Here is a 20,152-nt window from a genome sequence, read left to right on the forward strand (position 1 = left end):
TTATTTTTTTATTTCAAAAATCGCTTTTTAATTCATTCAATTTACCCTCCACATCACTAAATTTCGAATGAACATTTTGCATACTACTATCGTAGTTTTCAATACTTACTTCGCCTATTTTACTCTTGAAATCGTCTAATGCGATCTCTAAATCATTAACTTTTTCCTCTATTTCATAAATCTTTATTTGCAAATTAGCACTTTCAATTTTGGATGCTTTTAATTTCTCCTCCGATATTGAGTTTTCTGTTTTACTATATCTTTTTCTATCTTTTTCAATGAGTTCGCAAAATGTATAATATCCAAAAATCATAAAACTAGAAGCAATAAACACAGTAATCATTTTATCTCTATTTATACCTTCAAACAATGAAGTCTTAACACTTGAAATAAGAAATACAATAACACAAAAAACAACGCAAAAATTGTATTTAAAATCATCAAGAGAAATATAATCTATTTTTAATATTTTTCTAAAAATAATATAGTGATAAACGACTAAACAACTAAATACAATTAAGGGAAGGAAATAAAATCTTTTTTTCTCTGATAGTGTTTCTGTATGATAGGCACCATAAATTTCTTCTCTTTTAATAAAACCTCTTATTCGATAAGTGATAAAAACATCACAAGATTTTACAAGATAACTTAGGAAAAAAACAAATAATGAGGTTATAAAAAATAAAGGAAATAAAAAAAAAATAAAAGTCAAAACATCTTTAGTCATATTACTGTCCTCTAAATTAAACTAATATAATTACACTTTTTTCAATCAGTGATAACAAGCAGTCAACGTTCCCGCAGCTACAAGAAGTGACAATGTTCGTAACCGATATTTTTCGGCTACCACTAAATTTCTTGCGAAACGTATATGTGATGTTGCCACTTAATTTGTCATTTCTTGTTATTGCTGTTGTAGGTAGTTTCTCTTATTTAATAAAGTTTTCAGTTAAGATTTTTCCATCAACAGTTGATTGCCATTTAAGTGAACTAGAAGTTAATTCCGTTATAGTAAACGTTGTAACCTCTAATCCAGGGTCTGCAGAATCCCAAGTTATTTTTAATGTATTTCCTGTTTTCTGCCAAGTTCCATTTTCGTTAAAATCCTGACCATTATTTCCTTGGCCTAAATAAGTAAAGGAAACTTTATTATCTGAAGTAAATGTAATAGGAGTATTATCAGGAACACCAGAGTTAGTGCCATTAAATGTACTCGAAACACCATTCCATTTTCCAATAATCAAATCAGCATTTTGTGTGTTATTGTTATCATCTTTTGAACAAGAGTAATTTACAATACTCAAAATTGTAACGATTGCTAAAATAATTTTTTTTTTCATAATTTATAATTTTCCCGATTACTTCACTCGAAGTTTAAAGGCGTCGAAATGGAATTTTTAGTTATTTTTTGCCCGCCATTTTTATTTATTACTATTCTTTTGAAATTACCTACAAAGTTTTGCAGCTGCAACAAGTTTGCGATTTCGAAGCACTAAACTGTCCGCCAGTACTGAACGTGATACGAAACACAAAGCTTTATTTAACCACTGAACCGCCAATTTCTTATAGGTGCTGTTAGCACCTAGTGCATTTGTATGTTTGAGTTTAAATAATTTCATTAATTCTTGCCTTCAACTTTGTCTCAATTAGTGAAAGAGGAGATGCTACGCCATTAACATATTGTAAATTACCTTCCATTTTTCCCTCTATTGATAATTGAATAAAACTTGCTTGACTTTGAACTGCATTAACTTTAAATTTTTCAGTCTCGTTGTCATAAATTAAATACGGAGACCCAGAAGAACCAAACCTAAAATATCCCTTTATCAAATATCGAGTACCGTCCATAGTGTAGATGTTGTCAAGCACATCCTTTTGTTGACTAAAATTGTCTAAAATTCCTTCAATTCTTGCTTCATTGATTATTCTCCCCAAATTGTCGTATGGTGCTGTCTGAAGGCAATAATAATTTTCTGTGCCTGTGTCGTGCAACTGAAAATCAACCTCAACTGAAGGCAATTTATTTATTATGTTATTGTGCGTGTTTACAATTCTATAAATTGCGAGGTCCTCATTGATGCACTCATCCAATAATTCTAATTCAATTAAAAATGTGTATCTATTTAGATTTGCTTCGTGGAATGAATTGCTTGGAGAAAAATGAACATTTAATAATGGGTCATCGCAAAAAGCATTATTTCTAAAAGTTGTAACAAGATAAGGCTTGCAACAATTTTCTGAATGCAATTTAGAATATCTTCTGTCAACCTTACCAACATCTAATATTTTCACTAATTGCTCTATCAAAGGTTGATTTCCACCACCATTAAACACTCGTTTTGAAGTCCCTGGAATAGAGGTGTAATGTTGGTTAAATAGCGGAAGGTCATTCGGGTCAACTTTTGGAGTAAGTTCATTTTGAAAAAAAGTGTCAGAAAGCAAAAGAGGGAGTCCGTCTAATGTCCTTAGATTATGTGCTACGCTAATAACAAGTCCGTTTCCAATATGGAAAGCACAAATATTATTTGAAAACGCAATATTCTGTCCGTTCAGATTGTAAACGGACATAATTCTAAAAAGAGGAGAGTTGTTCTCGTCAATTAATTTAAGTTTTTTATCTTTCATGTTGGCGTCATATATGCATTGGTGCTAACTTCTGTATAGGTCTTACTAGAGTCATAATTTATCTATTATCACATATACACTGAGTATCTTATTAATCCGAAATGAATTTTTAATTTACTGAGTACTTTTGATACCCTAATTATCAAATGTGACATGCAAGATTACAACACAAAACAAAGTAAATCTTATCAATCAACTTTTGCAATACCCACTTTTAGTGATATTTAGAATTAATTAAGTTTTCTAAATTAGTAGTATGGATAAAATTAAACTCTACAAATTTTAAGTCTTTCAGAAGTGGAGCAATAAAATGCGGTTTGGTCTTTGGGTGTTCACCTAGATAGTTTTATTATAGAACCCAATAGCAATTTTATCCTTTACCATTTTGTAAATGCGTTTGTAATATGCAAAACAAATCTAATATTTTGTTAATTTATATTTGGACAGACCAGAAATATTGTAAGAATTACATAAAACAATCCTAACTAGTAACACCGCAAGAAACATTAAGCCAGATGGAACGAACGCAGACCGACAATCATTGCAATCAAGCGTCTTAAAATTAAATACTAAAACAGATGGCAAAAAAAATATATCCTATAGAGAATCTGCTAGTAAATATTCTAACTCAAGTGAATTCAACCTACAATGGGAAGGAGATACCGACGGTAATAACTACAACCGCAGTAATTTATGTGTAATCCGGATGAAGTAGAAAGATATTCAATTCAAAGGAACAACCAAAGTCAAAAATGCCGAAGATGTAGCTCAAACAGTGAGTCTACTCAGAAACAAAGTGGAGGAACATGCACTTGCTATACGTATTGCTCAAAAGTGGCGCATATAAAAAATTGTATATAGCTGCGTGGTGGAGGTGGTATACAGTTTTTTCGCGCCTACCGGCCCAAAGGAAAACACGATTGCAAAAGGCAGGGGGGCGTGAATTAGAGACGATTGTCCAAAGTTTTTGCCTTTTTGCTCGCTGACTGCGAACGTCTCACTCACGAACTACTATGGGAGTGCAGTCCTATCAAGAACACATTGTGCGTGTGTAACTTGCTTATAAGGTATGGATTATGTGTAGTGCATACAAGATATTTTCCGACATGTTTCCTACATAGTAGTCCAAGTGCCCATTCTCCTTGCGATATTTACAACTTGACTGCTGGAGTGCAGTATATTAAACTCATGAAAGCACTAAATTGATTAAAACCCAGTTTTTCATTCTTTGAACGTTCGTGTGTACGTTTCGGAAACTCAAACAAACAATCTACCTATTCGTCAAACCTAGACTTATGCATGTGTTGTTTGTTTAGTCCTTGTAGTTATATATATAATTTATATTATTTTCTTTTACAATAGACGAAATTGATAAATAATGTTTTGAATACTAGTGCAGTTATTTTTTTCCTAGCAAAGACAAATGCGATATGCAAAGCTTTCGTACACTAGTACTCGTTTACTCAATCTTTGTTATTAGAAGTTTCATATTACTAAACCTTTATTCATACCATCTAGAAAGGCGTTAGTGACATCACTATTTCTTTGTATTATATCATCAGCATTATTAAATCCTAATATTTTTGCTACACTATCAGAGCTGTAATAAATTTGATTGGTTGTTTTGTCTTTTTTTATACTTACTTCTATTCCTTGAAAGTAATCAATGTAGTAATCGTATTGTGTATCTGTGTTTATTAGTTTCATTTGTTGGTTGTTTATATTCCTAATTGGTTTAATATGTTTATTTGTTGTGGTTGATATAGTCTATGTTGTTTAATGTTTTGGTTGCTACTATGGTTTCTAATGTTATGTGCAATCTCTTTTATTTGGGTTTCGAAATTTGACTTAAACCATATTTTTGATAAGTACCGCCTTTTGATTTGTTCAAAGATTCTTTTGTCTGTTTTGTAGTAGTATTTCAGTCCAGTATGTGAGAGTAAATTACTGTTTTCTTTTTGCATCGATATATTAAAACCAGTCACTTTGCAAATATGTTTTTTAGTATCGTTTTCATCATTAAATACTATCCGTTTTGACATTATAGTTAAAGGGTCAATTTGGATAGTCTTACTATTTAGAAAATCAATCTTTTTTCCAATTGTCTCTGCGGTTAAATCTTGGATTTTGTTTGAGTTATTGGAAACAATTTTTTTTAATTGATTTTTATGATAGGTAAAGTTTTTAGTTTGATTGTTTGCTAGTAATCCAGTCCAGTAATTTGGGTTTGAATACTCTAATAGTGCCTTTTTTGATCTACTAGTTAAATGGTCAATTTGGATAGTGTTGTCATAAAAAAGCACATTTTGCCATTCATTCAAAATCTCATTTTTGAAATTCTGCAAACCGTAATTCATTAAATCTTGTAAACTAAAAATACCTTTTTCATTCAGTTTTTGCATTTTAGTATATTTAATTTCAAAACGCATTATTTCGTCTTTAATCTTAAACCCTTTTGATTTGTAGTGTAACGCCTTATTGTAAATTTTGATAATGTATTGAGAGTGCTGCACCTGTTTATATTTGCCTTCATCTGAATTTTTTTGATATTCAAAAGGTTTTGTTTTGTGAAGTAAACAATTGTCTAAAATTTCATTTGTTGGAACAGGTGGTGTTATGTTAATGCCTATCTCTAAACACTTCAAAATACATTTGCTTGGATCAATATCGAATTTTGTATTTAAGTCGTTCAAAATAAACGAAACCGCTTCGTTATTAAAGTCGTTGTAATTGTGCGCTCCATCATTCCAGTACTTATGTAAACTTCCTGAGAGTGTTATAGTTCCCGTGTCATAAATTTTAAACTCCAAACCTTTGTACGAAGCGTTTTTTGATGGTGTTACCTTGTTGCCATTCTTGTTTGTGGTTTTCATCTCGCCGGTAGTTAAGTTTATGGTATCGTAAAAGTCCAATAGGGGATTGGTCTCTAAAATAGAGGGTTGTAAGTGCTTAATTATTATTTTTATGAAGTCAACCAATTGATTATCTTTGTTGAAGTTTTTTAGCATTGCCTGTTGAAAACTGAACTTTTGAACAAAGTATAAACGAGAGCCTGAACAACTCTCGTTTTTTTGTATCTTTTAGTTTGTGTTATAGGAGCTAAGAATGTTTTGAAGTAGTTGTATTGGAAACAGATTCTTAAACGTTTAGGGGTTTAAGACTTGCCTCTACTTCGGATCGTAAAAAGTAAACACGCCCAGAGATTCCGAGAGGTTTTAGTTTTCCTGATTTTTGCCAATTGGAAACGGTACTAATGTCAACACTAAACATTTTTGCCACGTCTGATCGGGTCAAATATTCCTTAGGTTGGATTGGTGCGAAATGTTTTAAAAATTCCTGTAACTGGATTTTTATGCCCTCGTTAATTTGTTGTTGTAGTTCCTGAGGAGTTGTTTGGATAAATTGAACTTGTGCCATATCTAATGTTTTTAATTATTGATACGGCAAAGGTTTAAATACGGTTGTACTGTTTAAAGTCTGAAATTGTACTTTTTACAGTCTGTTATTTGTTTTGAAGTTTAAACCAGTCTAACGAATTTGAATAATGTTTTAATCTGTTAGCGTTTTGAGTTGTATTTAATGTTTTTATTTGAAAACTTTCAACATTGTATAACTTAGTAAACCATTCTACAAATGGATAGGGTTTTTGGATAATGTAATTGTCATTGTACATTTTCCAATAATAAAAACTAATGTCGTTTATACGCCCCCTTAATTCTGTAATATGATTATTTAAAATGTATTCGAACAATTTGAAACTGTCATTTATAAATATATTAGGGTGTTTGTTTTCGGTGGGCGGTTCAGTGTGAGTTGTTTTGGTTTCGAAATAGGATAGTTTTGATTCTAAAAAAGCTATTATTTTAAATGAACTTAAATTATGTTTTTTTGCCAACTCTAAAAATTCCCGATCAGCATCGTTGTTAAATCCATCTCGTACTTTTTTAGAAAAATGTTTTAGTGTGAATTCATTACTAAACTCGATTGATGGAATATCTATTAGGCCGGAACACACCTTTTCTATTTCTGCAGTTGCAAAAATAAATTCGTCATGGTCTTCATATTCAAGTAGAAATTTTTCTAATAAAACAGGGTAAATTTTTTTGTATTCGTCTAGGGTATAACTATTATCAATTCTCATTTTTTTTTGCCTGTATTCCTTGAATTAATTTGAACTTTTGAACTTGAGTTTATTTCAGTATAACTGTCCTGTTCTTATTTATTACTTAGTCTATTGAACTTTACTTGTTATTTTTTGGCCGTTTTGCGAGCTTCAAAATCTTATATTTCTTTTTTATTCATTTGTGCCGTTAGGTAACAATACCATTTTAGCCGGTTTGTCTCTGTTGATTTCTTCATAAAATTTCATAAATAAATCAGCGTTTGTGTCTTTGTCCTCTCGTTGGTTAATGTACGTTAAAAACAAACTTTCTTTACTGTGTCCCGTAATACCAATCAATACTGCAGTAGGTATCTTTTTATAGTAATTGCTAGCAAATGAACGTCTAAAACAATGGGAGGCAATCAACTCGTATTTTGGATAGTTTCCTAATTCCTTTCGGTTTGTTTCTGTATTTAGTTTTGTTCCTTTTACTATTTCAACTATTCCCGATAATTTACAAATCACTTTTGCATATTCGTTTAGTTTTTGGTGTGGGATTTTTTTAGGGAAGTGGTTTTCTATTATTTGAACAACATGAGGTGCAATAATACCAATTGTAACACTCTTATTTGTTTTTTGTTGTATGAGATCAATATAGTAGTTTTTACCATTATAGCGTATGTTGTTGGTTGTAATTTCTAACAAATCCCCACCACGTTGCCCAATCTCGCAACCTAACAAAATCCAATTTCGAACATTGTTCAAACTTTCGGGGGTAATTGAAAGATTTTTAGTTAGTTCGGGGTTTTCTTTTTTGAATCGGTTGAGGTATTCAATGTTTGATAAATCTACATTTTTGATTTGTTCCAATTCAGCAAAAGATAAGGTTTGTATATAACGGTCTTTGTCACTTTCTCTAAAATGTTGAATGATTTTTGAATAGGGAGTTACTGGTATATCGTTTTTTTCTGCATCAATACAAACCGTTTTAAGTATTTCCAATTGTTTACCAGCATAATTGGTAGAATAATTTTTATCATTAATGAGCCAATTGGTAAACTTGTCAACAAAAGGTTTTGTAATCTCAACAAATTGAATTTGTTTTTTAATATTCTTTTGATATTCTAAAATGATGTTTTTGAAAAGATTGTAGTTTTTGATTGTGCTAGGACTCAAACCAATTTTGTTTTTTACTTTTCGAGTGTTTGCATTATCGATTATGTATTGAATATGATTTGTTAATATACCCTTATCGGTTTTTATAACTCTACTAAAACAATCATTGATTTTTAATTCTAACCAATTGGAGTCAATCAATATTCCTTTTCCTAAGTCAATATTGAGGCTTTTAGTTACAAAAGAATCTAGTTTCTTGAGGTCGCTGGATAATATTTTATTTTCGGGATTGGTTTGTTTGGGGAGTCCAGTTGTTTCGCTCCAGTCTTTTGGGTGGATTGAAAAACCTGTATTTAACTCAAATACATTATTTCGGTCTATTGATAGACGTATTTTTATAGATACGTTTTTATTTGCCTTACTTCTTAATCTAAAATTTACAGTTGCCATTTTTTGAACTTTGAACGGTTGAACATTTGAACAATTCAAAGATAATGATTTTTGTAATACGTTTCATAAACTTGCCCAACCATTGCCCAACTGTTTTAAGATTTCATTCTATTTTATTCTATTTTTTTCTATTCTCAATTAAGTTTAGAAAACCTTATTAAGTACCGAAATTATTGAGTTTTAAAGTTGTTGTTGTACGGTTTTCAGATGTTTGGTGGTTTGGTCAAATAGAATGTCTTGGCGTGTAGGTTCGAGTCCTATTATCCGCACAAAAAAAGCTTCTCAATCGAGAAGCTTTTTTTTTAGAATTTACTCAATAAAACCGTGAGTCCTATCAAGTCCTTCTCTAGTTTAAAATTCACCTCATTTTTTTTAATATACTCGGAGATCTCCGCTTTATGTTCAGGGTAAAGGGCGTACAATTTTGATTTGCTGTCGGGAAATTCGATTACTTTTTTATCGGGTTGAATAATGTAGTACGTTGAGATAAAAGGAGAAAATTTAGGTTTTGAACCTAAATCAAATGAATTTCGAGGTAGTCTGCCTTCAGTAAATTTTACTTTATCGTGTCTAAGTAATTCCAATGAGCCGCTTTTCGTAATTTCAAACATATACTTGTAATTTGAATCATTTGGATTGCTATTTAGAGCAATCAATCGTACTATTGAAAGGCCATTTTGAAATATAATCGTATTGAATTTAGGTTCTTTTGTTACGTTGTATATTTCGTTTTTTTCATTTTTTATTTCTAAGACGTCTTCAAAAGCATTGTAGCGCATCAAGAATTTAGTGGGAACACCTATAATTTCAGCATTGGTAAAATCTTTGAAACGGTAAGGTGTACCTTCAATATCTTTAAAATAAGTTTGATTAAAGATTTTATTAGCTTCAAAAGTGCTCAGATTGTTGTATAAGGGGGCAATCGTTTCATTGGTTCCGCCTAAACTTTGGGCATTAACTAATAAAACTGTACAACTCAAAAGTATACTTAACACATAATTTTTCATATTTTCTATTTATTACATTTTTAAGTTAATATGGGATTTCTGCTATGTAATATAATTCCTCTTATTCTTTCATACTCAAATCTACATTTTATTATTAAATTAATAAATTAAATCCTTTATTTTTGTTAAAAAAAATTCAAATTTTGTTTCAAATTTTATAAAAATCATTTAATTTTATCACTTAATCGATTTTATTATGCATTTTATCGATTATTTAGAAGTAAAATCTTAAGAAATATTTAATAGTAAAATTACGTATGCAACTACTGCCTTATTTTAAAAATCTAATTTCTAACGACTTATTGGTTAAGTTGTCTAATTGTTTGGATGAAAATGAGGTTTTGGTAAGGAAGACTGTTGAAGTTTGTATTGGAACGCTATTGATAGGAATTAACAATCATAAGGGTGCGGATTTGAAGCTGCTTTTGTCTCGAGAGATTGCTGCAAATTTTGAAAAGGAATTGGATGGTTTTTGTGTCAAAGAAATTGTATTTCCGGAAGGAATGTATTTTGTCGAACAGCTTTTTACCATCAAAAAGGACCGTATTCCTGAAATGATTTCTAATGAAATTTGTGTTAGAAGTGCCACAGCAAGAGCTGTTTTGAATCTGGTTGCTCTACATATAATGTCGAGTTTAAAAAATGACATGCCTGAGGAATTTGAAAGTTTGTTACATGATCAATATACTTATTTGTGTGGATTGTTGCCACGAGGCGTTCGATTGGTGTTGGGGGTTACAACTATAGAATATGTTATTCCTTCTATTAAAAAATCAGAAAGAAAAAACACGGGATTTTCTTTTTTTCGAAATAAAAAAATTCAATAATAGGTTCTGATTGTAGTTAATTATAGTAACCAAAAAACGGGAGACCATAGTAAAAGGCCTCCCGTTTTGTTTTATTTATTATCGATCCAATGATTAATTTTTGTTTCTAGTAATGCCAAGGGTAAGCAACCGGATTCTAATACTTTTTCATGGTATTTTTTAATGTCAAATTGGCTTCCCATTTTGGTTTTGGCTTTTTCTCGAAGCTCTTTTATTTTGAGTTGCCCCATTTTATACGAAAGGGCTTGTCCTGGAATGGCCATATAGCGTTCTATTTCGGCAATGATACTCGCTTCGCTCTCAGCTTCGTTTTCTAGCGAATATTGAATAGCTTGCTCTCTTGTCCAGCCTTTGCTGTGCAATCCCGTATCTACTACCAAACGGATGGCGCGATGCATTTCGTTGCCCAACATACCGAAGTATTGATAAGGATCTTGATACAATCCCAATTCTTTGCCTAAACTTTCGGTATACAAGGCCCAGCCTTCGCCATAGGCACCAAACCAATTGAATTTTCTGAAATCTGGTAAATTTTCATTTTCTTGTTGTAACGATACCTGAAAATGATGTCCTGGGATGGCTTCGTGTAAAAATAAATCTTCGTCACCATATACATTGTAGCTCTTTACATCTGGTATAGGTACGTAAAAAATTCCCGGACGGCTACCATCGGCTGTGCCTTGATTGTATTCGGCACTAGCTGTTTTTTCTCGGAACGCTTCGGTTCGTCTTACCTCAAACTTGGTTTTGGGTTGTAAGGAAAAGAATTGATTGACTTTCGGTTCAATGATTTTATGAATGCGATTGAAATTAGCAATCACTTCTTCAGGCTGCGTAAAAGGTATCAACTCCTTTTTGTTTCTCACTTCGTCAAAAAAGGCCAATAAGCTTCCTTTGAATCCTACTTGGGCTTTTACTTTTTCCATTTCTCCTCGGATTCGAGCTACTTCTTTCAGCCCTAATTCGTGAATGGCTTCTGGAGTAGTGGTGGTAGTAGTCCATTGTTTGGCATAACTGCTATACAATTTTTGGCCAATGGCAAGACTTCCTATGCCACTTGTAGATCTGGAAGCGGGGAGGTATTCGGTTTTCAAAAAAGCAGTAATTTTTTGATATTGTGGAACCAGTTTTGTAGTGATTACCTTTTTGTATTTGTTGGCTATATCCGCTTTGGTGTTAGCCGAAAACGAAGCGGGCATGAGTTTTACTGCGGAGTAAAATAGATTATCTTCTACTTTAGTGGTTGGCATGGTTTCGAATTGTGGAATCATTTTTAGGGTTAAGGCTTTGGGTAATACCACGCCTTCTTTGATGCCTTTTTTCATGTACACCATAGCTGAGTCCATCCATTGACTATACAATTCCATTCTTTTTAGGAAATTGGCGTAATCTTTTTCCGTTTTGAACGGTTGTGCTCCAGTGCCACCCGCCATTTGTCCGATGGCTAAATGTGTGCCTTCAAATTGATTGATAGGCATTAAATTGGTAGGATATTGCAACATTTCTTTGCCCATTGCAATTTCCCATTTCATAATCTCATAGCTGTTGCGTTCTTCTTCGGAAAGAGACGTGGTGTCTATCGTGCTTAATGCCGATTCGTATTTTGTATAAAAAGCTTCTTGTTTTTTTCGGAACGAATCGGTCATTTCAAATTGCAATTGGTCGTTGTATTCGTTTTGACCGTTTTGAGTAGCTCCCAGTGGATTTAGCACATTTTTGTCATCAAAATAACTTTTGGTAAGTGCGGTGAAGTCCGTTGCGTTCGTTTCTTTTTTGCAGCTAACTAAAAGTACAGCTAGTGCAAAGACTAGTAAAAAGCGGTTTTTTTTCATTTTTGCAAAGTTTTGTTTATTGGTAAAGCTACTTCATTTTTTTAAAAATCTTATCCATGATACACTCTCGAAGCGATAATTTTTTCATTTTTAACTTCTAACACTTCGGCTACTAACAAATCCGTCTCATTTTCAACTTTTCGGATATACTCCATAAATACTCGATCGCCATTAGCGGTCAGCGATGTTACTTTATAGTGTAAACTCGGAAGTCTCTCAAAAGCTTCTTGCCACCAAGATCGTAAGGCCTCTTTACCCGAAATCAAACCTTGAGTTTCAGGTTGTCGCACTTTTAGTTTTGGACTAAAGTGCACCGCTTCGTCGTCATAAAGGGATAACAATTTTTCTAATTCTTTCTTGTTAAAACAATCAAACCATTTGTAGGCTATAGCGTTTAGTTTTTCTGGAGTCATACATTTTTATAATTAAAAAATCCCATTGCAATTGGATTGTAATGGGATGGTGTAGTATTTCTTTGTGTTAAATGTTTTTCAAATTGATGATTTCTTGATCCGTGAGTAATCGCCAATTCCCTCTTGGCAAATTTTTCTTGGTCAAGCCAGCAAACGAAACACGATCGATGCGTAACACATCATAATTGAATTGTTCGAAGATAGAACGCACCACTTTTACATTCGCCGAGCGTAATTTCAAACCTACTTCACTTTTGGGTTCATTTTCAATATAACTCACCTCTTCAACATAAACGCGGTGGCCATCAAGAATGACACCTTTGCTGATTTTCTCTAAATCCTCGTATTTCAAGTTTTTGTCTAAAGAAACTTGGTAGATTTTGGATGATTTCTGATTCGGTAAAGTGAATTTTCGAATCATATCGGTGTCATTGGTAAACAACAACAAACCCGTTGTGTTTTTATCCATTCTGCCAATCGGTGCGATTTTGGCTGTAGTTGAGCCTTTTACCAATTCCAAAACGTTACGGTATTCCTGACCTTCATCAAGGGCTGTGGTAAAGTTTTTGGGTTTGTTCAACAAGATGTACACTTTCTTCTCTGGAGTCAACACTTTTCCGTCAAAGTTCACTACATCGGTTGGTTTTACTAGGTATCCCATTTCGGTTATGGGAACACCATTTACCTTTACATTACCAGATTGAATGTAAATATCCGCATCACGTCTCGAACAAACGCCCGAGTTCGAAATGTATTTATTCAAACGAATTTCGTCTTTTTCTTTAAGTCTTTTGGCGGCTTGATTCGGTTTTTTAACCACTTTGTTGGCCTCTTCTATTTTGGCAGTAGGCTTAGCTTTTTTAGGGCCTTGTGCTCTTTTAGGCATTGCAGGTTTTGGCTTATTCGAGTTGGGTCTTGCACCTGCAGGTCTTGCTCCGCCTCTTTTGTTGTTGCCTTCCTTATTATTCATAATAATCTCTAATTTGGTGCAAAGATACTATTTATATCCTTGTGAAACGATTTTCGATAATTAGAAAACGGTAACTAACTAATTTATTAGTAGTTAAGTAGTATTTTTTAGTAAGTCGATTTGTTTTAGGAGCTGTTTCCTGCTGTCCACTATATCTTTACTGCCGAACCCCGGCAGTAAAGGATGCCGTTCCCATCAGGGCTAGGGAATCCTGCACTAAAGAACGTTTTGTTTTAAAGAAGTTACTGCTTCAATAACCAGTCTTTTCCGTGCCAAAGCACACTTGGGTTGATTAAAACAATGCAAAAAACGCCCGCTACAATCAGAAATTTTAGGATGTTGTGCAATCTGATGTAGTCTGATTTTTGATGAGAGGGCCAAAGCAAAAACAAAAAAAACAGCATGGCAATCAAACAACTATAAAAGTAGATATCCATATAGCCCACATCATACAACTCAATCAAAATGTACACTGGAACCAAGGTTAAAATGGTTAATCCTGTACTGATTCTTTTGGACCAATTTTCACCATACAATACAGGAATCGTGTGGTAATTGTTTGCCAAATCACCTTTCAAATTTTCCAAATCTTTGATTAGTTCCCGAATCAAAATCAATAAAAACAAAAAAGAAGCGTGAGCAAAGATTACCGCAAAATGGTCTTTGTGGCGTTCCAATTCTTCAATCGAAGTGGGTTGATAGTAATACAAAAGAATGGCAAAAAAAGGCCAAACTGCCAGCAATGCCGCTGATAAATTGCCAATAAAAACGATTTTTTTCAATTTATGTGAATAGAACCAAATCAGAAAAATGTAGAATGAAAAAAACAATAAGGCTCGCCAAGAAATAAACCAAGCCATCAACGCCACAATGAAATTCAAGATAAAATACACCTGAAGTTTTGTTTTCTGACTCACCAATCGGTCCAACATCGATTTGTTTGGGCGGTTGATTAAGTCTTTTTGGCTGTCGTAAAAGTTATTAATGATGTATCCTGAGGCGATTGCAATGGCAGAAGCAAAGACTAAAATAAAGATGTTGAAATCCAATAATATACTCAAGGCGCGCTGCTCTGGAGCCATAATAAATATAGCCGACAAATACTGCGCAATGATAATTATAGGAATGTTGTACCCTCGAATAACAGAGAACAGACTAACGATTTTTAATAACAATAGCTTTTGCTCTCGTTGCATCTTGAATGGCGTCTGAACGTTTTTTAGAATTGGTACACTACTTCAAGTTTGTAGTCTTTTAAAGCTGCTTTGGCACGTTCCAAGTCTTGCGTAAAGCCCAAAATGTAACCGCCGCCGCCTGAACCGCATAGTTTTAAGTAATAGTCGTTGGTTTCGATTCCTTGTTGCCAAATACCATGAAATTGTTCAGGTATCATGGGTTTAAAATGGCTCAACACTACTTTCGATAATTTTTTAGTATTGGTAAATAAGGATTTGATGTCGCCCCCCAAGAAATTTTCAACACAGGCATCGGTATATTTAACAAACTGTGTTTTGAGCATGTTTCGGAATCCTTGATCTTTTAGGTTTTCCATGAATATGTTTACCATAGGGGCGGTTTCTCCTACAATACCAGAATCTAACAAAAACACAGCGCCTTTGCCGTCAAAACTTTGAGTTGGAATGCCTGTGGCTTCAATATTGTCTTTAGAATTGATTAAAATCGGAATGCTCAAATAGCTATTCAAAGGGTCTAAGCCAGAACTTTTTCCGTGGAAAAAGCTTTCCATTTGAGAAAAAATGGTTTTTAATTCCAATAATTTCTCACGGGTTAAGTTTTCTAAAACCGTGATTTTATGTTGTGCGTATTTGTCATAAATAGCCGCGACCAAAGCCCCGCTACTTCCAACACCATAGCCTTGCGGAATACTCGAATCAAAATACATCCCTTCATTCACATCTTTTTGCAAAGTCGCAATGTCAAATTGTACCAAGTCCGGTTGCTCTGTTTGTAAGGACTCCAAGTAGGTTACAAATCGTTTCAAGTGTCCGTTAGAGGCTATCGCTTCTTGCGAAGGATGCTCCTCTTTTTTAAGGGCACCGTTGTAAAAGTTATAGGGAATAGACAATCCTTTGGAGTCTTGAATAATTCCGTACTCTCCGAAAAGTAATATTTTTGAGTAAAATAAAGGTCCTTTCATACGTATAGTGCTATTATTTTATTTTCTTAATTTTTGTTGGGTCTTGTCTGGTGTCAAACACAGCAACGAGAACGATATGCTTTTGGTTAAAATGATAAAAAAGACTAGTTTGCCTGGTAATTACTCCTTTTCGGATTTTTTTATTAAGACTTGAAACTGGAAATAATTCTGGATTCTCAACTAGTAGTTGTAAAGTATCATTTATTTTATTTGCAAATTTTATTTTCGTGTTTTTATTCCATCTTGATTGTAAATAATCAAAAATAGTTATCATCTCCAATTGAGCCTTTGGAGTGATACAACCGTTCTTTTCATTACTTCAAATAAGGTTTGATAAATTCATCAAACGAAACGAATTTTCCATTTTTATATTCTTTCAATGACTCATTGATTTCAAACTGTTGCTCTTGTGTCAATTCTTCCCAAAAATCTTTTTTCGAAGCATTGAAAATCTTTTTAATGGCAGCAACAATAGTTACGTCTTGTGTTGCTTCCAATAATTTGATTAATTCCAGTTTTTCTAATTCGATATCCATAACCGTTGCATTAGAGATAGGTGTCAAAGATAGCAAAAAACAGTTTACAATGTTGCAGCGCCAAACCCAATTTGGTCACAAAGGTACTGACCATTTTGGCAATAGCCAACTAATTCATTCTTAATAAAGTGTAAAACCTTTTCTTTAGTATGTTCTGGATACAAAACGTGTACATTCGCCCCTGCATCTAAGGTGAAACAAACCGGTATGTTGTTTTCCTTTCTAAACTTCCAAATGGCGTTGATGATTTGTAAGGTGTTTGGTTTCATCAAGATGAAATAAGGCATAGAAGTCATCATCATCGCGTGCAAGGTCAAGGCCTCACTTTCTACAATTTTGATGAAAGCCTCTAAATCTCCGTTTTCGAAAATGGAAATCAATTGGTCAATATTTTCATGAGCTTGTTCAAAACGACGTATGGCAAAAGGATGATTGTGCATCAAATCATGACCCACCGTACTCGATACTTGTTTTTCGCCTTTATCGACTAATAAAATAGTATCTTGATAGTTTTCGAAAACCGAATGTACTTTTCCTGAAAAAGGCACTCCAAAAAGGTTTGAACTTCCTTCAATATTCTTTTGGTCTCCCCAAACAACCAAATTTCCTTTTACACTTCTACAAGCACTTCCTGAGCCTAAACGAGCTAGAAAAGACGCTTTTTGATAGAAATATTCCTCAGTCATTTCAGGGTGTAAGGCTTTTTCAATACTCATGAAATTCATTGCCAAAGCCGCCATCCCCGAAGCTGATGAAGCAATTCCAGAACTGTGTGGAAAGGTATTTTGTGTATTGATAGTAAAATGATAGTCTTTCAAAAAGGGCATAAATGGAGCAATTCGCTCCAAAAATTTCTGAATCTTGGGTTTAAACTCCTCTTTGGGCTGTCCTTCAAAAAGCAAGTCAAAAGACCAATTGTCCTGATTTGCTTTTTTTTCAAAAGCCACACTAGTAATGGTTTTGCAGTTATTTAGTGTAAAACTGATTGACGGATTGGCTGGAATTTGATGTCCTAAATCGTCTCTTTTTCCCCAATATTTTACTAGGGCGATATTACTAGGGGCACTCCATTCAAAAAAACCTTGGTCTACGTTTTGGGTATAGGGTGAAGAAGGTGTAAAAACAGTTGATTCCATCTTGAAAAGTAAAATTTTGCACAAATATACTATTTTGACCACAGTGTTTTTCAATTTTATACACTTCCTCTACAAGGATGGATTTTGTTGTAGTGGAAGTTTCAGTTTTTTTATTTATTTTTATTTAATTATTTAACATTTAGGAAGTCAACTATTCATTAAAACGATTTAATTATGACTAGAAAAGAATTTTTTGCTCGTGTAGGTTTTGGTGCGGCTGCCGTTTTAGTACCAGCTTGTATCACAGGGGTAGCCACAAGTTGTTCCAATGATAATTCAAGTGGTGGCGATCCAGCACCAACAGGGGTTGATTTTGTCCTCGATGTGAGTACGGGTTCCTTGGCAACTAATGGTGGTTTTTTGGTAACCAAAGGCATTGTAGTGGCTAGAACCTTAGCGGGTGATTTTTTAGCGGTTTCAGCTTCTTGTACGCACGAAGGAACTACTATAAATTACAGTGCTAGTGGCAACAAGTTTGTTTGCCCGAACCATGGAGCTCAGTTTAGTAGTACGGGTGTAGTTACTGTTGGTCCCGCAACACGTAATCTCACTACCTACAAAACTTCCTTGACTGGCAATTCTTTGCGAGTTTTTTCATAATTTGGGCCTTATTTAAATTTTCAATTTTTATTTTTGGAAAAAAATAAATTTCAATTTAATGAATAAACTCACCCGAATTCTCACAGTGGTGGTCACCTGTTTGGCCATTGGTTACTTTTCGAGTACCGTTACCAAAGCCGCCATTTTAGATTGGTATCCCACTTTAGTAAAACCTTCTTTTAATCCACCGAATTGGGTTTTTGCACCTGTGTGGAGTTTGTTGTATGTAATGATGGGTGTGGCAGCGGGTTTGGTTTGGGATAAAATCGAATGGAACCAACCAATTGTCAAAAAAGCATTGACGCTTTTTGCGATTCAATTGGCCTTAAATGCCTTGTGGTCCTATTTGTTTTTTGGATTGCATAATCCTTTTTTAGCCGGAATCGAGATTGTTTTGTTGTGGTTGATGATTTATGAAACCTATCTTCAGTTTGCTAAAATCAATAAAATTGCGGGCTATTTATTGTTGCCTTATTTGGCTTGGGTAAGTTTTGCTACCGTGTTGAATGCTAGTATTTGGTGGTTGAATAAATAATTAGGTATATTTGTTTTTAATGAACAATTAGTGAATTAAAGACAAATTTCCTTTATGCAAAAAATCTTCTTCTCCTTAACTCTTTTTTTATTTTTTCAAATAAGTCACGCTCAACATTCTTTATCAGAAACTGAAAAATTAGCCACTACTGCCAAAGTTTGGGGTTTCTTGAAATACTATCATCCTAACGTGGCTAGTGGGAAGTATGATTGGGACAAAGAATTATTTACTATTCTACCTCAAGTAGAAAAAGCTAAAAACAAAAAAGAGTTCTCTGAAGTGATAGAAAAGTGGATAGAAACTCTTGGTATAGTTGAAAAATGTTTGACATGTAATGATGATTATATGCAAACCAAGTATTTCTACAAAAATTTGGATTTATCATGGTTAAAAGCGACAATTTACTTTTCAAAAACGCTATCAAGTAAGCTTGAGTTTATCAAAGAAAATCGACATCAAGGGCCACAATTTTATGTACATCCTGATGATGGAAAAAATGCATTTGCAAAAAATGAAAATTACGAAGATTTTGATGTCTCCAATAGAAATGCTCGCCTTTTGGCCCTTTTTCGATATTGGAATATTGTTGAATATTTTTTTCCAAATAAATATTTAATGGATGTTAAGTGGGATGTGACATTGAATGATATTCTACCTGTTTTTTTAGCTGCCAAAAGTATGCCTGAGTTTAAAATAGCAGTTGCAAAACTAGTAGCTCGTTTAAATGATTCTCATGCTGATTTTGCTTATACTAAATTGGAGAATTTGGGTAAAGAGCGTTTTTTTTTTTTCTGTTGAGTTTAAAATAATAGATCAAAAATTGATAGTGTCTAAAATTCTAACAGATTCATTAGCTATTAAAGAAGATTTACGATTAGGAGATGCTTTTACCAAAATGGATGGTAAAACTATTCATGAACTTCTAGAAGAAGAGCGACCTTACATTAGTGCTTCAAATGAATCTGTCTACCAGAAACAATTTATTGATAAAGTGGCCCGCAGTTATGCCAAGTCACTTGATGTAGAATTCATTAGAGATGGGCAAGTGGCAAAGAAAACACTAACTATGTATTCATATAAAGAATCAAGAATTACTGAGTTTAGGAATGAGTTAAAAAGAAAGCCAAAAACCAATTTTATTGTACTTGAAAACAATATTGGTTATGTTAATATGGCAACGTTAAGAATTAAAGATGTTGCGGAAATGGTACAGCTATTAGGTAGTACAAAAGCAATTGTTTTTGACATGAGAAATTATCCTAATGGTACCAACTTTGAGATTTCTAAGTTTCTGAATTCAAAAGAAAGACCTTTTGTAAAATTCACAAAACCGGATTTCACCTATCCTGGAAGATATTATTGGTCCAAAACAAATCTATGTGGTTCTGAGAATCCAAATAATTACAAAGGGAAGGTAATAATTTTAGTTAATGAATTTTCACTTAGCCAATCAGAATGGGCGACAATGTGTTTACAAACTGCTGATAATGCAACAGTGATAGGTAGCCAAACTGCAGGAGCCGATGGTAATGTATCGCGAATTGACTTTATAAAAGATTGGACGATAAAATTTTCTGGTATAGGTGTTTTTTATCCTGATGGAAGAGAAACACAACGCATTGGGATAGTTCCCGATATCGAGGCAAAACCAACCATCTTGGGTCTTCGTGATGGTAAGGATGAAGTCTTGGAACTTGCGATTCAATTTATAGAAACGGGTAAATAATTAACTTTTTTGTCGTTTTTCACCCCACCGCATTCGCCACAATAAACCTACTCATCCAAGCATTTTGAAAATTGTATCCGCCTTTGATGGCGTCGATATTGACAATTTCGTCTGCAAAA

At 33.5% G+C, this 20,152-nt stretch carries 22 protein-coding genes; 5 read left to right on the forward strand and 17 right to left on the reverse strand.

Annotated features, from left to right (window positions below; translation table 11 throughout):
* Window positions 1-13: 13 nt before the first annotated feature.
* The 9 genes from ACZIX2_RS05260 to ACZIX2_RS05300 all read right to left on the reverse strand — a co-directional run bounded on the left by ACZIX2_RS05260 (window position 14) and on the right by ACZIX2_RS05300 (window position 9,300).
* Entirely contained in the window at window positions 14-727 is a 714-nt protein-coding gene (locus tag ACZIX2_RS05260; protein ID WP_463339037.1) for a hypothetical protein, read from the reverse strand.
* 202 nt (window positions 728-929) lie between these two features.
* A complete protein-coding gene (locus tag ACZIX2_RS05265) occupies window positions 930-1,340 on the reverse strand; it encodes a lipocalin-like domain-containing protein (RefSeq protein WP_463339038.1) in 411 nt (136 codons plus the stop codon).
* Between the two features lie 265 nt (window positions 1,341-1,605).
* Window positions 1,606-2,625: a hypothetical protein gene (locus ACZIX2_RS05270; protein WP_463339039.1), complete on the reverse strand. Its 1,020-nt coding sequence runs from the start codon at window positions 2,623-2,625 to the stop codon at window positions 1,606-1,608.
* Between the two features lie 1,485 nt (window positions 2,626-4,110).
* Window positions 4,111-4,332: a hypothetical protein gene (locus ACZIX2_RS05275; RefSeq protein WP_463339040.1), complete on the reverse strand. Its 222-nt coding sequence runs from the start codon at window positions 4,330-4,332 to the stop codon at window positions 4,111-4,113.
* Between the two features lie 11 nt (window positions 4,333-4,343).
* Entirely contained in the window at window positions 4,344-5,498 is a 1,155-nt protein-coding gene (locus tag ACZIX2_RS05280) for a hypothetical protein (protein WP_463339041.1), read from the reverse strand.
* Between the two features lie 265 nt (window positions 5,499-5,763).
* On the reverse strand, window positions 5,764-6,042 hold the full coding sequence (locus ACZIX2_RS05285) for a helix-turn-helix domain-containing protein (protein WP_131480035.1): 279 nt from the start codon (window positions 6,040-6,042) through the stop codon (window positions 5,764-5,766).
* 85 nt (window positions 6,043-6,127) lie between these two features.
* A complete protein-coding gene (locus ACZIX2_RS05290; protein WP_463339042.1) occupies window positions 6,128-6,766 on the reverse strand; it encodes a hypothetical protein in 639 nt (212 codons plus the stop codon).
* A 153-nt stretch (window positions 6,767-6,919) separates the two neighbouring features.
* On the reverse strand, window positions 6,920-8,293 hold the full coding sequence (locus ACZIX2_RS05295; RefSeq protein ID WP_463339043.1) for a phage integrase SAM-like domain-containing protein: 1,374 nt from the start codon (window positions 8,291-8,293) through the stop codon (window positions 6,920-6,922).
* 302 nt (window positions 8,294-8,595) lie between these two features.
* Window positions 8,596-9,300 carry a hypothetical protein gene (locus ACZIX2_RS05300; RefSeq protein WP_463339044.1) on the reverse strand — a complete coding sequence of 235 codons (705 nt, stop codon included), beginning with the start codon at window positions 9,298-9,300 and terminating at the stop codon, window positions 8,596-8,598.
* Between the two features lie 257 nt (window positions 9,301-9,557).
* Here ACZIX2_RS05300 and ACZIX2_RS05305 point away from each other — a divergent pair, with 257 nt between their 5' ends.
* Window positions 9,558-10,127, forward strand: a complete 570-nt coding sequence (locus ACZIX2_RS05305) for a hypothetical protein (RefSeq protein ID WP_463339045.1) — start codon at window positions 9,558-9,560, stop codon at window positions 10,125-10,127.
* Between the two features lie 71 nt (window positions 10,128-10,198).
* On the opposite strand, the gene ACZIX2_RS05310 is transcribed toward ACZIX2_RS05305, so the two are convergent.
* The 8 genes from ACZIX2_RS05310 to mvaD form a co-directional block, all read right to left on the reverse strand.
* On the reverse strand, window positions 10,199-11,959 hold the full coding sequence (locus ACZIX2_RS05310) for a DUF885 domain-containing protein (protein WP_463339046.1): 1,761 nt from the start codon (window positions 11,957-11,959) through the stop codon (window positions 10,199-10,201).
* 50 nt (window positions 11,960-12,009) lie between these two features.
* On the reverse strand, window positions 12,010-12,372 hold the full coding sequence (locus tag ACZIX2_RS05315; protein WP_463339047.1) for a nuclear transport factor 2 family protein: 363 nt from the start codon (window positions 12,370-12,372) through the stop codon (window positions 12,010-12,012).
* A gap of 67 nt (window positions 12,373-12,439) precedes the next feature.
* Window positions 12,440-13,342, reverse strand: a complete 903-nt coding sequence (locus ACZIX2_RS05320) for a pseudouridine synthase (protein ID WP_463339048.1) — start codon at window positions 13,340-13,342, stop codon at window positions 12,440-12,442.
* A gap of 242 nt (window positions 13,343-13,584) precedes the next feature.
* The gene (locus tag ACZIX2_RS05325; protein WP_463339049.1) at window positions 13,585-14,538 is read right to left on the reverse strand and encodes a geranylgeranylglycerol-phosphate geranylgeranyltransferase; all 954 of its coding nucleotides are present in this window, start codon (window positions 14,536-14,538) and stop codon (window positions 13,585-13,587) included.
* A gap of 23 nt (window positions 14,539-14,561) precedes the next feature.
* The gene (locus ACZIX2_RS05330; protein WP_463339050.1) at window positions 14,562-15,500 is read right to left on the reverse strand and encodes a mevalonate kinase family protein; all 939 of its coding nucleotides are present in this window, start codon (window positions 15,498-15,500) and stop codon (window positions 14,562-14,564) included.
* 13 nt (window positions 15,501-15,513) lie between these two features.
* Entirely contained in the window at window positions 15,514-15,798 is a 285-nt protein-coding gene (locus tag ACZIX2_RS05335; protein WP_463339193.1) for a type II toxin-antitoxin system RelE/ParE family toxin, read from the reverse strand.
* A gap of 16 nt (window positions 15,799-15,814) precedes the next feature.
* Window positions 15,815-16,036, reverse strand: coding sequence for a hypothetical protein (locus ACZIX2_RS05340; protein ID WP_463339051.1), 222 nt, complete (start codon window positions 16,034-16,036; stop codon window positions 15,815-15,817).
* A gap of 44 nt (window positions 16,037-16,080) precedes the next feature.
* On the reverse strand, window positions 16,081-17,172 hold the full coding sequence (mvaD, locus tag ACZIX2_RS05345; RefSeq protein ID WP_463339052.1) for a diphosphomevalonate decarboxylase: 1,092 nt from the start codon (window positions 17,170-17,172) through the stop codon (window positions 16,081-16,083).
* Window positions 17,173-17,346: 174 nt separating this feature from the next.
* Here mvaD and ACZIX2_RS05350 point away from each other — a divergent pair, with 174 nt between their 5' ends.
* The 4 genes from ACZIX2_RS05350 to ACZIX2_RS05365 all read left to right on the forward strand — a co-directional run bounded on the left by ACZIX2_RS05350 (window position 17,347) and on the right by ACZIX2_RS05365 (window position 20,033).
* Window positions 17,347-17,772: a QcrA and Rieske domain-containing protein gene (locus tag ACZIX2_RS05350; protein ID WP_463339053.1), complete on the forward strand. Its 426-nt coding sequence runs from the start codon at window positions 17,347-17,349 to the stop codon at window positions 17,770-17,772.
* 58 nt (window positions 17,773-17,830) lie between these two features.
* On the forward strand, window positions 17,831-18,307 hold the full coding sequence (locus ACZIX2_RS05355; protein ID WP_463339054.1) for a TspO/MBR family protein: 477 nt from the start codon (window positions 17,831-17,833) through the stop codon (window positions 18,305-18,307).
* Window positions 18,308-18,475: 168 nt separating this feature from the next.
* The gene (locus tag ACZIX2_RS05360) at window positions 18,476-19,105 is read left to right on the forward strand and encodes a hypothetical protein (protein WP_463339055.1); all 630 of its coding nucleotides are present in this window, start codon (window positions 18,476-18,478) and stop codon (window positions 19,103-19,105) included.
* Between the two features lie 28 nt (window positions 19,106-19,133).
* The gene (locus tag ACZIX2_RS05365; RefSeq protein WP_463339056.1) at window positions 19,134-20,033 is read left to right on the forward strand and encodes a S41 family peptidase; all 900 of its coding nucleotides are present in this window, start codon (window positions 19,134-19,136) and stop codon (window positions 20,031-20,033) included.
* The last annotated feature ends 119 nt before the right edge of the window (window positions 20,034-20,152 follow it).

Source organism: Flavobacterium riviphilum, from assembly GCF_055231795.1.